The organism is Streptomyces plumbidurans, assembly GCF_019857225.1.
Classification (GTDB): Bacteria; Actinomycetota; Actinomycetes; order Streptomycetales; family Streptomycetaceae; genus Streptomyces; species Streptomyces plumbidurans.
The window spans coordinates 1-13,073 of the sequence record NZ_JAFJSY010000129.1; the positions used below are offsets into that span (position 1 = coordinate 1).

The 13,073-nt window shown below is 72.9% G+C and carries 10 protein-coding genes; 3 read left to right on the forward strand and 7 right to left on the reverse strand.

The genetic code is table 11. From position 1 onward, the window contains the following. Positions 1-659: cell division protein PerM (locus JYK17_RS39010; RefSeq protein ID WP_222812250.1), on the reverse strand; the 659-nt coding region annotated here is incomplete at its 3' end. A 96-nt stretch (positions 660-755) separates the two neighbouring features. Here JYK17_RS39010 and JYK17_RS39015 point away from each other — a divergent pair. Then, complete coding sequence (locus JYK17_RS39015; RefSeq protein ID WP_308011740.1) at positions 756-1,583, forward strand: SigE family RNA polymerase sigma factor; 828 nt, start codon at positions 756-758, stop codon at positions 1,581-1,583. A gap of 64 nt (positions 1,584-1,647) precedes the next feature. Here the strand turns inward: JYK17_RS39015 and sucD are convergent, their stop codons facing one another. The 6 genes from sucD to JYK17_RS39045 form a co-directional block, all read right to left on the reverse strand. Then, the gene (sucD, locus tag JYK17_RS39020; RefSeq protein ID WP_108013229.1) at positions 1,648-2,532 is read right to left on the reverse strand and encodes a succinate--CoA ligase subunit alpha; all 885 of its coding nucleotides are present in this window, start codon (positions 2,530-2,532) and stop codon (positions 1,648-1,650) included. Positions 2,533-2,550: 18 nt separating this feature from the next. Next, entirely contained in the window at positions 2,551-3,729 is a 1,179-nt protein-coding gene (sucC, locus tag JYK17_RS39025) for an ADP-forming succinate--CoA ligase subunit beta (protein WP_108013230.1), read from the reverse strand. A 670-nt stretch (positions 3,730-4,399) separates the two neighbouring features. Beyond that, a complete protein-coding gene (locus tag JYK17_RS39030) occupies positions 4,400-5,563 on the reverse strand; it encodes a hypothetical protein (RefSeq protein ID WP_222812251.1) in 1,164 nt (387 codons plus the stop codon). A gap of 348 nt (positions 5,564-5,911) precedes the next feature. Beyond that, positions 5,912-7,162 (reverse strand): vWA domain-containing protein, encoded by a 1,251-nt coding sequence (locus JYK17_RS39035; protein ID WP_234547947.1) that lies wholly within the window; start codon positions 7,160-7,162, stop codon positions 5,912-5,914. Between the two features lie 151 nt (positions 7,163-7,313). Further along, complete coding sequence (locus JYK17_RS39040; RefSeq protein WP_222812252.1) at positions 7,314-9,698, reverse strand: DUF5682 family protein; 2,385 nt, start codon at positions 9,696-9,698, stop codon at positions 7,314-7,316. 398 nt (positions 9,699-10,096) lie between these two features. Further along, a complete protein-coding gene (locus JYK17_RS39045) occupies positions 10,097-11,236 on the reverse strand; it encodes an ATP-binding protein (protein WP_222812253.1) in 1,140 nt (379 codons plus the stop codon). Positions 11,237-11,369: 133 nt separating this feature from the next. Here JYK17_RS39045 and JYK17_RS39050 point away from each other — a divergent pair, with 133 nt between their 5' ends. After that, positions 11,370-12,725 (forward strand): SWIM zinc finger family protein, encoded by a 1,356-nt coding sequence (locus JYK17_RS39050; RefSeq protein WP_222812254.1) that lies wholly within the window; start codon positions 11,370-11,372, stop codon positions 12,723-12,725. A 97-nt stretch (positions 12,726-12,822) separates the two neighbouring features. After that, a partial coding sequence (locus tag JYK17_RS39055; RefSeq protein ID WP_443742970.1) for a DUF5691 domain-containing protein occupies positions 12,823-13,073 on the forward strand: 251 nt, incomplete at its 3' end.

Genomic DNA, 13,073 nt, shown 5'->3' on the forward strand with positions numbered 1-13,073 from the left:
AGGCGCTCGCGGGCGTGCGGGGCGAGCGAGCGGGGCCCGGACGGCAGCGGCCCGGACGGCAGCAGCAGTCCGGGCACGGCGTCGACCGCTTCGAGCGGCCTGCCGTAGGCGGTCCATACGCCCATGGCGGCCGCGCCCATGACGAGCGCGGGCAGGCTCACCCCGGTCCACTCCCACGACGGCCGCAGCCGGCCGCCCGACGCGTACAGCGCGGCGGCGGTGCCGACGCCGAGGTAGCCGAGGACGACGCCTGCCCAGACCGCGCGGGCGGATCCGAGCGGCGCGTCCTCCTCGCCGCCCTCCACCGCGTCGCGCGCGGCCCGGTGCACCAACCACACCGGCAGCGCGAGCAGCAGCAGCGGTGTGACGCCCACCGGCGCGGGGACCCCGGAGAGCGTCTCGGTGCGGATCAGTTCGGTGCCGTGCGCCAGCAGCCACAGAGCCGCGGCGACATGGAGCGAGCCGCCCGGCCCGCTGTCGGGATACGGCGAACTGATCCACATCGCCACCACGAGCACGGCGAACGAGCCGAGCCCGAGCCCGGCGGCCACCACCCCGCCGACCAGGCCCGCGGCCAGTCCGGGCGAGCGGTCGCGCAGCCGGGCGGGCAGGGACGACAGCGGAGGTCGGCGAGCGGTCATCTGGATCACGACGGCCATGCTCCCAACGACACGCGCTTTCTCGTCGTAACGGGCAAACCTCCGTAGTGTCGCTCAATATACGTTTATGTTCTTTTTCGTTCGGAAGGGTGCATCGTGACGCAGGGTCAGGTCGACGAAGCCAAGGCCCTGACCCCCGCTCAGGCCTTCGACGCGCTCTACGCGTTCTGCGCTCCCGCCCTCGTACGGCAGGCCTATCTGCTCACCGGACGGCGCGAGCTGGCGCGCGAGTCGGTCGAGCGGGCCTTCCAACTGGCCTGGCAGCGCTGGCCCGAGGTGGCCCTCGACCGGGACCCGGCGGGCTGGGTGCGGGCGACGACGTACGAGTACGCGCTCTCCCCCTGGCACCGTTTCCGCCCGAGCCATCGCCACCCCGAGCCCCCGCCGTCCGACGCGGGCGGCCGCGCGCTGATGGACGTCCTGCTGGGGCTGCCGGCGCCGTACCGCAGGACACTGCTGCTGTACGACGGTGTGGGTCTCGATCTGCCGGAGACGGCGGCCGAGACGGAGGCGAGCACACCGGCCGCGGCGGGCCGGCTGCTGCACGCGCGCGAGGTGATCGCCGCGCGTCTGCCGGAGCTGGCGGATCCCCCCGTGCTGCACCGGCGGCTGACCGAAGTGGCCTCGGCGGAGCAGCTGCACGCGCGCAGGCCGCCGACGGTGCGCACGGACGGCGAGCGCAGATCGCGGTTCTGGGCGCGGGCCGCCATCGCGTTCACGGTGGCGCTCATCGGGACGACGACGTTCACCCTGCGCACGGCTCCGACGCACTACGAGCCCCCGGTCGCGCCCGGCGTGCAGGTGCAGGGGGTGCCGCCGCGGGTGGCGCTCGGGCCGCTGTCGGAGGCGGAGTCGCAGTTGCGGGCGAAGCTGCGCCGGAGCGCCGTGCACGGGCCCGAGCGGCTGGTGCCGCAGTTCAGGTGACGCGAACGGGCCCGCCCCCCGTGCGGGGAGCGGGCCCGTCAACACCCTTGCGGGAAGCGGCAGTTCAGCCGGCCAGGATGGCGCGCGCCAGCTTGGCGGTCTCGGTCGGCGTCTTGCCGACCTTGACGCCGGCGGCCTCGAGGGCCTCCTTCTTCGCCGCGGCCGTACCGGAGGAGCCGGAGACGATGGCGCCGGCGTGGCCCATGGTCTTGCCCTCGGGAGCGGTGAAGCCCGCGACGTAGCCGACGACCGGCTTGGTCACGTTCTCCTTGATGAAGGCCGCGGCACGCTCCTCGGCGTCGCCGCCGATCTCACCGATCATCACGATCAGGTCGGTGTCGGGGTCGGCCTCGAACGCGGCGAGCGCGTCGATGTGCGTGGTGCCGATGACCGGGTCGCCACCGATGCCGACGGCGGAGGAGAAGCCGATGTCCCGCAGCTCGTACATCATCTGGTACGTCAGCGTGCCCGACTTCGAGACCAGGCCGATACGGCCGGGCTTGGTGATGTCGCCCGGGATGATGCCGGCGTTCGACTGGCCCGGCGTGATCAGGCCGGGGCAGTTCGGGCCGATGATCCGGGTCTTGTTGCCCTTCTCCACGGCGTACGCGTAGAACGCGGCGGAGTCGTGCACCGCGATGCCCTCGGTGATGACGACCGCGAGCGGGATCTCGGCGTCGATGGCCTCGACCACGGCGGCCTTGGAGAAGGCCGGCGGGACGAAGAGGACGGATACGTTCGCGCCCGTCTTCTCCATCGCCTCGGCGACCGTGCCGAAGACCGGGATCTCGGTGCCGTCGAAGTCCACGGAGGTGCCCGCCTTGCGCGGGTTCACGCCACCGACGATGTTCGTGCCGTCGGCGAGCATGAGCTTGGTGTGCTTCATGCCCGTGGAGCCGGTCATGCCCTGGACGATGACCTTGGAGTCCTTGTTGAGGAAGATAGCCATGGCTGTGTTCCCTCGTCCTTACTTCGCAGCCGCGAGCTCGGCGGCCTTGTCGGCCGCGCCGTCCATGGTGTCGACGCGCTGCACCAGCGGGTGGTTCGCGTCGGTGAGGATCTTGCGACCCAGTTCGGCGTTGTTGCCGTCGAGGCGGACGACGAGCGGCTTGGTGACGTTCTCGCCACGGTCCTCGAGGAGCTTCAGCGCCTGGACGATGCCGTTGGCGACCTCGTCGCACGCGGTGATGCCACCGAAGACGTTGACGAAGACGGACTTGACGTCCTCGTCGCCCAGGATGATCTCCAGGCCGTTCGCCATGACCTGGGCGGAGGCGCCACCGCCGATGTCCAGGAAGTTGGCGGGCTTCACGCCGCCGTGCGCCTCACCGGCGTACGCGACGACGTCCAGGGTGCTCATGACGAGACCCGCGCCGTTGCCGATGATGCCGACCTCGCCGTCGAGCTTGACGTAGTTGAGGTTCTTCTCCTTGGCGGCGGCCTCCAGCGGGTTCGCGGAGTCCTTGTCCTGGAGGGCCTCGTGCTCCGGCTGGCGGAACTCGGCGTTCTCGTCCAGGGAGACCTTGCCGTCGAGGGCGATGACCTCGCCGGAGGCGACCTTGGCCAGCGGGTTGACCTCGACCAGGAGGGCGTCCTCCGCGACGAAGGTCTTCCAGAGCGTGACCAGGACGTTCGCGACCTTGTCCGCGACCTCGGCCGGGAACTTGGCGGCCTCGACGATCTGGCGGGCGACCTCGGGGGTCACACCGACGTTGGCGTCGATCGGCGTCTTGGCGACGGCCTCGGGGCGGGTCTCGGCCACCTCCTCGATCTCCATGCCGCCCTCGACGGACGCGATGGAGAGGAAGGTGCGGTTGGCCCGGTCGAGAAGGAAGGAGACGTAGTACTCCTCCACGATCTCGGGAGCCGTCTCGGCGATCATCACCTTGTGGACCGTGTGGCCCTTGATGTCCATGCCGAGGATGTTGGTCGCGTGCTCGACCGCCTCGTCGGCGGTGGCGGCGAGCTTCACGCCACCGGCCTTGCCACGGCCACCCACCTTCACCTGGGCCTTGACGACAGACTTGCCACCGAGGCGCTCGGTGGCTGCGCGGGCCGCCTCAGGCGTGTCGATGACTTCACCGGCCAGCACCGGTACATCGTGCTTGGCGAAGAGGTCCCTCGCCTGGTACTCGAACAGGTCCACGCGCTTCCGTCCCTATCAGTGATCTCGCGGTTCGTTGGATGCGTGGGCGTGCCGCGAAGGGCAACGTGACGTCCGCCGAGTGTCACAAGGGAGGCGCACACGGTGTCCGAGCGCGCGGCATGTCCGTCTCGCAGGTTATCGCTGCTTCCGAGGGGCCTCTAAATCGCGGGTCACACCTGAGCGGTGATACCTGTCACATGATGCCGCGCTCACTGGCACGGCGTGCCGCAGGTGAGGCGCACTGCGGGGTGCGGGGAGCAGTTCGGGGTGGGGTGGGAGCCGGCTGCGGGAGGGCTGTGGGAAGGGCCTCACCGGGCTGGGGTTGACCCGGTGAGGCCCATTGAGCCCCCCGGCGGGGCACGGCTTGCGCCGCCTGCGGGGCTCTGGGCGGGCGATCCCCACCCCAATGGGGACCGTCCCTCCCGTACCGCGGGGTATCGGCCGGACAGTCCGACGGCTTTCGGCCGTCCGGGTCCTGTGACCACGCGGAGTCTGTGGTTAGGCGCGCTCGGTGAAGACGTGGCGCGCCGCAAGAACGGGGGTGCCGGTCGGATACGTCGCGGCTGTTCGGGGGGGGCAGCGTCGGCATCCCGGTCGCGATTCGGTTCGGGGTGATCGACTTGCCTACGCCCACGACGGCAACGCCGACCGGGGGAAGGAGCTGCCTGTCCTAGCCGGGGAAGACGGGGATGTCCCGGTGCCTGTCCCGGGTGTCGACCGCGACCGCTCGAGCGGCGGCGCCGGGCAGCAGCCAGGCGGGCGCGCGGTGGCTCAGGGTGACGGCGTGCGCGTCACTGTGCCGGGAGGTGCCGTTGTCGACCGCCGCGTGACTCAACAGCTCGCCGGTCGGGTCACCGTCGGGCGCCTGCTGCACCGGGGCGTGCCCGGCGCCGGCGACCCGATGCGCGTGGCGCTGCGCAGGGGTGGCATCGGTGACATGCGACGCCGATCCCGGCCCGTACGCCGTTCCGCCCGCCCCACCGCCGGAACGTCTGTCGTCCACGGCCGCTTCCGCCGCGTGCCCGGCTGCGTCCGACTGCGGGGCCTGCGCGGCGGGGGCGGGGGCGGGAAGGGCGTGGCCCGGGGCTCCGGGGAGGCCGGGCAGCACTGACACCGCGCCGGACGCGGGCAGCTCCGGCAGGGCGGGCAGATCGGGGAGATTGGACAGAAGGGACAGTTCGGGCAGCGATGACAACGGCGGTATCTGCGCGGCCACCCTGCCCAGTCCGGTGGTGACCGTCTCCACCAGGCCGCCGACCGGTCGCAGGACACATTCACCCACGGCCTGGGCGAGGCCACCGGTCGACGGGCCGAAGACCTGATCGCCCGCGCCCGCGCCTGCGCCGAGGCCTGTTGTCGGTGGGTGGGCCGGGGGCTTGGTGAGCGGGTGGCTGTGGGCCGGGGACTTGGCGATCGGGTCGCTGTGGGCCGGGAGGTGCGGTGCGGGCCGGGGTGCGGTGCCGGGCTTCGCCCCGGGCTCGGGGTGCGGCTTGTCCGAAGTGCCCGGGACGTGCACGGGCTTCGGCCCGTTGGCGGGCGTCCCCGAGTGCGCTGCGGGTGCCGCGGGTGCCGTAGGTCCCGCGGATACGCGCGTCAGCGCGCCGACCGTGTCGATCACGTTGCCCGTCAAGGACCGGACCCCGTCCAGCGGGCCGGCCTGCACGCCCTCGGAGGAGACCGGCCGGGTCCGCTCCGCCGCGTGCGCCTGCTCCCCGGAGAGGAACCCGAGCACGAACAACCCACCCACCAACAGGGCCACTTGCAGCGCACGCCGCCCGACCGCCGTGCGCAGGACGCGCACAGCGGCAGCGGGCAGGGCTGCTGGCCAGGTCAAGGGGGGTGGATCCTCCCGTCCGGCGGAACGGAGTAGACACAACGAGCCGTGACGGCTACGGGGCGGTGCGTCGCGGTACGGACGAGTGGAACGCTGCGCACCGCTGACAGGACGTCGATCCTTGCACGGCCCTCCCGAGGTTGCGCAAGCCCCCTCTTACCGATGGGTAGTCATGTCCGTTTTGCTGGCCCAAGTCGGACGACGATGGATCGACAAATCGTTACCGAACGCCTCTGCACGGCCGGTGGGCTCCGGTGGACCCCAGCGTCGGTCCGAGGGTTGGCCCGCAGGCCGTTCCGCAGTAACGCCGTGTCCGGGTCCGCGGTCACGCCGTGTCCCGGTCCGCGGTCACGCCGTCTCCGGCATCGGCAGTGGCCGCTTCTCGATCGCCGCCGCCATCACCTCCGGGAAGAGGTCGGGCGTGCAGGCGAACGCCGGTGCCCCGAGCGCGCCGAGCGCGGCCGCGTGTTCCCGGTCGTAGGCGGGTGCCCCTTCGTCCGACAGCGCGAGCAGCGTCACGAACTGCACCCCCGACGCCTTCATCGCGGCGACCCGCTTGAGCATCTCGTTGCGTATCCCGCCCTCGTAGAGATCACTGATCAGCACGACCACCGTCTCCGCGGGCCGGGTGATCTGCGACTGGCAGTACGCGAGCGCACGGTTGATGTCCGTGCCGCCGCCGAGCTGGGTCCCGAACAGGACGTCCACCGGGTCGTCGAGCTGGTCGGTGAGGTCGACGACCGCCGTGTCGAAGACGACGAGTCGCGTGGAGATCGTCCGCATCGAGGCAAGCACCGCCCCGAACACCGATGCGTACACAACCGACGCCGCCATGGATCCCGACTGGTCGATACAGAGGATGACCTCCTTCTTCGTGGACTGGGACGCCCGCCCGTACCCGACGAGCCGCTCCGGCACGATCGTTCGGTACTCGGGCAGGTAGTGCTTGAGGTTGGCCGCGATGGTGCGGTTCCAGTCGATGTCGTGGTGGCGTGGCCGGCTGATCCGGGCGCTGCGGTCTAGCGCGCCGGAGAGGGTGGCCCGGGTCCGGGTGGCGAGCCGCTTCTCGAGGTCCTCGACGACCTTGCGCACGACGGCCCGTGCCGTCTCCTTCGTCGTCTCCGGCATCGCCTTGTTGAGGGAGAGCAGCGTGCCGACGAGGTGCACGTCCGCCTCCACCGCCTCCAGCATCTCCGGCTCCAGCAGCAGCGTGGACAGACCGAGCCGGTCGATGGCGTCGCGCTGCATGACCTGGACGACCGAGGAGGGGAAGTACGTCCGGATGTCCCCCAGCCAGCGCGCCACGGACGGCGCCGACGCCCCGAGACCCGCCGAACGGTCCCGCCCCGACTGCCCCGGCCTGTCCCCCTTCCCGTACAGCGCGGCCAACGCCCCGTCCATCGCCGAGTCCTGTCCCGACAGCGTGCATCCCGTGCCGTCGGCCGCGTCGCCCCCCAGCACCAGCCGCCAGCGCCGCAACCGCTCCTGAGCCCCCTCGCCCGCCTCGCCCACCCCGGCCGTCGTCACGGTCGTCTCCGTCGCCTCGATCGTCTCCGTTGTCTGCGCTGTATGAGTTGCCTGTGTTGTCTGCATCGTCATCCGTGCGCCCCCGTACGCAGCCGTTCCCACAGCGGAATCACCGGCACGGTCGTCGTGGGCGCTCGTCCGCCCTCTCGTGGTGTGGCGGCTACGCCCCTGACGGCGCCGCCCGCCCGATCCCGTTGCCCCGGCAGCCGATCTGTCTCGCCTGTCATCTCCCCACCTCCACAAGGTCGTTGTCGACGCCGCTGACGCCGCCGACGCCGCCGACGCCGACGCCGCCGCCGTCGGCGTCCTGCGGCCCTGCACCGAGCCCCAGCAGCATCCGGACCACCGGTAGCACGGCGTCCGCTCGCTCGGAGTCGAGGTCGGCGGCGAAACCGGGGATGCCGGATCCGGCAGCCGTCACGCTTGCCCGCCGGCCCGGTCCGCGCCGGACCAGTTCGCCGAGCGTCCTGCGCACCCCCGGCTCGTACGCCGAGAACGTCCGCCGCAGCAGGGGCAGTACGTCCGTGAACGCGTCCGCCGGCACTCCCGTCAGCCACGCGTCGACCAGTCCGAGCAGCCGCTCGTCGTGCACGAGGAGCATTCCGCCGCCGGATCCTCCGCCGACGAAGCCCTCGATCCACGCGGCCGCGTCCCCCGGCGGCGTGCCCGGCGAGAGCACGAGCCCCATGAGCCGCGCCGCCTCGTCCTGCCCCAACTCCCCGTCGTCCAGCAACAGCCGTACCGTCCGGCCCCGGATCACCCCCGGCACGATGTCCCGGACCGACAGCACCCGCAGGACCGAGTGCCACCGGCCGCGCAGATCGCGGTGCTGGGGCGCGGGCACGTCGGCGAGCAGGCCCACCGCCCCGTGCACCGCGTCCACATGACGCCGCATCTCCTCGGCCGCGTCCGCGTCCAGGGCCGCGCAGGCCGGCGGCAGGCCGACGAACACCCGCTCGGCGAGGCCCGTCGCGACCCCGGCCAGCGCCCCGGTGTCCGTGCCCCGGACATCGCCGTACCGCAGCGAGCGGACCAGGGCGGGCAGGGCCTGCGCGAGATGGCCCACGTCCGTGTCGAGCGCCGCGCGGTCGGCGAGGATCCGCATCACCACCGGCAGCGCGTCCGGCAGTTCGGCCAGCAGACAGCGCTCGGCGAGCCCGGTGACCTCGGCCAGGGCCTGCGCGCCGAGGGCGTCCGCCTCGGCCTTGGCCGTCGCGGCGGCGAACACCGTCGTGCCCCACACCCCGGCCTCCGCCACCCGCACGGACAGCTCCGGCTCCCAGCGCAGCCGCCAGGTCTCCCGGAAGGTGCCGGTGCTGCCCCGCGACACCGCCGGCTCGCCCCATCCGATGCCCAGCAGCCGCAGCCGGTGCAGCAGCCGGCTGCGCCCGGCGTCGGTCTCCTTGCGCAGATCGAGCTCCAACTGCCGCTCCAGCGCCTCCGGTTTGAGCCGTAGCCGACGCTGGAGCCGGTCCAGGTCCCGCTGCAACGGCACGGCGGGGGCCGCCTGCGGCACCTCCCCCAGCACGTCTCCGACGACCAGCCGATCGTGCACCAGCGCGAGCGGCACGTCCGAGCCCTCGCACATCACCGCACGCACGGCGTCGGTCGTCTCGCCGAGCCCCGGCAGCGGGCGACCGCGCATCGCGGCGAGCGTCTCGGCCAGCCGCACCGCCTCTATGACATGCGCCGAGGAGACGATCCGGTCCTCCTCGCGCAGCAGTCCGGCCACCTTGGTCATCCACCGCTCGATCGGCCGGTCGGGCGCGGCGAACAGATGCCCGTACCAACCGGGCGAGTCGATCCCCGCCCCGTACCCGCTGACCCGCGACAGCCGGCGGTGCGTCCAGGGCACCCAGGTCATGTCCGTCTTGACCTTCGGCAGGCCCTTCAGCAGAGCCCGGTCGGCGGCGACAGCCGTCTTCTGCCGCAGCGCGGGCACATGCCAGGCCCCGCAGACTACCGCGACCTCGTCCCCGAACTCCCGCCGCGCCGCCCGCACTTGGAGCCGCATATACGCCTCCCGCACGGGATCGCGGTCATGTCCCCCGCTGCCGTACGCCTCCCGCAACGCCCCCATGGCCTCTTCGAGCACGACGAACGGCGCGAAGGCGTCCGCTTCAGCGATCCCCCGGTGCTCGACGACGTCCTCCCACCACCGCTCGGGATCGTCATAACCGGCGGCGTCGGCCAGCACGGCGAGCGGGTCGACGCGCACGTCCGCGTCCGCAGCGGGCTCCACGACAGCCCCGGCATCGGAATCCGCCCCCTCGTCCTTCCCCCACGCCAGCGTGTGGGTGGCGGGCAAGTCGATGAAGCGCGCCGGTACTTCGTGCTCCACGGCCCACCGGATGGCGACCCACTCCGGGGAGAACTCGGCGAGCGGCCAGAAGGCCGAACGGCCGGGCTCGTCCACGGCGTGGGCGAGGAGGGCGACCGGCGGCCGCATGTCCTCCTCGGCGGCCAGCGGGATCAACGCGTCCGCCTCGGGCGGCCCTTCGATCAGCACGACCCGGGGCCGGGCGGCGTCCAGGGCCGCCCGTACCGCGCGCGCCGAGCCGGGCCCGTGATGCCGTACGCCCAGCAACAGCGGCCCGCCACCGGCCATCGCACTCCCGCCCCTCTCAGGCCCCGTCACACCGTCCCCCTCTCATCGCCACACCCGACCACCACCGGACGCCGCCCCGACGCCCCCGCCGCCGCACCCGGCGTGCACACCGCCCTCGCACGCCGCGCACACCGAACCGCCCGGCCCCTGGATCCCGCTCCGCCCCTGGACCCCGCTCCGCCCATGGAATCCGCTCCGCCCATGGAATCCGCCCCACCTCTGAAATCCGCCCGACCTCGTCGGCCGGCCGGAATCCGTGCTCCCGCCGGACCCCGTCCCCCCGCCGAAACCCTTGCTCCCGCCCAACCCCGTCGACCCGCCGGAACCCGTGCTCCCACCGGCCCCCTTGCCCCCGCCCGACTCCTTGCTCCCGCCCGAGCGCCCCCACCCCAGGTCGCTCACGCGCTCACCTCCCTGCAGGCCCGGTAGAAGTCCTTCCAGCCGTCGCGCTCGCGGACGACCGCCTCCAGGTACTCCTGCCAGATGACGCGGTCGGACGCCGGATCGCGGACGACGGCGCCGAGGATGCCCGCGGCGACGTCACCGGAGCGCAGCACGCCGTCGCCGAAGTGGGCGGCCAGGGCGAGCCCGCTGGTGACGACGGAGATGGCCTCGGCCGTCGACAGCGTGCCGCTCGGCGACTTGAGTTTCGTCCGGCCGTCGGAGGTGACCCCGTCGCGCAGCTCGCGGAAGACGGTGACGACGCGGCGGATCTCGTCGATGCCGTCGGGCGCGGCCGGCAGGTCGAGGGAGCGACCGATCTGGTCGACCCGGCGCGAGACGATGTCGACCTCGGCCTCGACGCTCTCCGGCAACGGCAGCACCACCGTGTTGAAGCGGCGGCGCAGGGCGCTGGAGAGGTCGTTCACCCCGCGGTCGCGATCGTTGGCCGTGGCGATCAGGTTGAAGCCGCGGACCGCCTGCACCTCCGACCCCAACTCCGGTATCGGCAAGGTCTTCTCGGACAGGATCGTGATCAAGGTGTCCTGCACGTCCGCCGGGATACGGGTCAGCTCCTCGACCCGCGCCGTCATCCCCTCCGCCATGGCCCGCATGACCGGGCTGGGCACCAGCGCGTTGCGGCTCGGGCCGTTGGCCAGCAGCTGCGCGTAGTTCCAGCCGTAGCGGATCGCCTCCTCCGGCGTCCCGGCCGTGCCCTGCACCAGCAGCGTCGAGTCGCCGCTGACGGCCGCGGCCAGGTGCTCGGACACCCAGGTCTTCGCGGTGCCGGGCACGCCGAGCAGGAGCAGGGCGCGGTCGGTGGCGAGCGTGGTGACGGCGACCTCGACGATGCGGCGCGGGCCCACGTACTTCGGCGTGATCACCGTGCCGTCCGGCAGCGTGCCGCCGAGCAGATACGTCGCCACCGCCCATGGCGACAGCTTCCAGCGGGCCGGGCACGGGCGGTCGTCCTGCGCCGCCAGCGCGGCGAGTTCGGCCGCGAAGGCGTCTTCGGCGTGCGGTCGCAACGCCTCGGCCGGCACCTTCGCGTGAACTCCGGCTGCTTCGACGATCGTTGGTTCCACGGACACAGACATGGCTGAAGCCCCCTCCAGCTCGGCCGGTTCGGATCTGTCACCAACCGTGCACCACGCCACTGACAATCCGTTCTGACCTGCGAAAACGCGCTCGCCAGGCCCATTGTCAGTGGGGGGATCTACCTTCGATGACATGACTCAGCAGGGGGTGCGCTGGAGCGCGGACCAGGTGCTGGCGCTGGCGCCTGACGCCGCGTCACGCAAAGCGGGAAGCAAACTCGGAGCGGCCGGGCCGTGGTCCGAGGCGGGGAGTTCCGACGAGGGGGCGGTGTGGGGACTGTGCAAGGGCAGCGGCAGCAAGCCGTATCAGACGGTGGTCGACCTCGCGGACGCGGCGGGTCCGGCGTACAAGTGCAGTTGTCCGAGCCGCAAGTTCCCGTGCAAGCACGCTCTCGGGCTGCTGCTGCTCTGGGCGGGGGAGGACGGTGCGGTGCCGCCGGGCGAGGCGCCGGGCTGGGCGGAGCAGTGGATGGAGGGGAGAAGGCAGCGCGCCGAGCAGAAGCGGGCGGAGCCTTCGGCCGGTTCCTCGTCCGGATCCGGTGATCCTGAGGCCGCGCGGCGCCGGGCGGAGCGCCGGGCCGAGCGGGTCACCGCGGGGGCGAGTGAGCTGGAGCAGCGCCTGGCCGACCTGCTGCGCGGCGGTCTGGCGGGCGCGGAGCAGGCGGGTTACGGGCTGTGGGAGGAGACAGCTGCTCGCATGGTCGACGCGCAGGCGCCCGGACTGTCCGCGCGGGTGCGGGAGTTGGGGGCGATCCCGTCGTCGGGACCAGGCTGGCCCGTGCGGCTGCTGGAGGAGTGCGCGCTGCTCCACCTCCTCGACCAGGGCTGGCTGCACCGCGAGCAGATGCCGGGCGACCTGGCGGCGGCGGTCCGTGCCCGCATCGGCCTGCCCGGCACGGCCGACGGCCCGCCGCTGCGGGACCGCTGGCTGGTCCTCGCCCAGTACGACACGGCGGACGCCCGCCTGACGACCCGTCGCGTCTGGCTGTACGGCACCGACTCGGACCGCACCGCGCTGCTGCTCTCCTACGGCGCCGCGGGCCGGGCCCCGGAGCTGGCGCTGCCCGTCGGACTGGCCCTGGACGCCGAGGTGTCCGCCTATCCCGGTGCCGGGCAGCAGCGTGCGGCCCTGGGTGAGCAGTTCGCACCGCCGGCCCCGGCCACGGCACGGCCGCCGGGAGTGACGACGACCCAGGCAGCCGCGCGCTACGGCGAGGCGCTGCGCGACGATCCCTGGCTGGATTCCGTCCCGGTGACCCTGGACCGGGTCATACCGACCCCGGACGGCGACTCCTGGCAGCTGGCGGACGCCGACGAGGACAGCGCGCTGCCCCTGACCCCGTCCGCCCGGTCCCGGCCCGGCCTGTGGCGTCTCGTAGCCCTGTCGGGCGGCGCCCCGGTCAAGGTCTTCGGCGAGTGCGGCCACCGCGGCTTCACCCCGCTGACGGCCTGGCCCGAGGGGACCGGAGAGGCGGTGCAGCTGTGCTGACCCGGCCCACCGGCCCCGCTCTCCCCTCACTCCCCTGCCTGCCCTCCGTCCTCGCCGTCTTCTCCCTCCCCCTCGGCACCCCACAGAAAGGAACCCCATGAACAGGACGTCCACACCCGTGGATGCCCCCGCGCCGGGCGTCTGGGAAGAGCTCGTCACGACGGCGCTGCTCGGCACGGAGCGCCGCACCCTGCCGGGTGGCGCTCCGGGGCGGGAGGCTCCCGTGGCGCTGCTGGACGCGGCGGCCGTGGAGACCGTACGGCGGCGGGCCGGGCTGCGACCCGCCAGAGCCGCGGCACGGCCGGAGCCGGTCGCCGAGGACAACCGCCCCGCGCTGCCCGCCGCGGC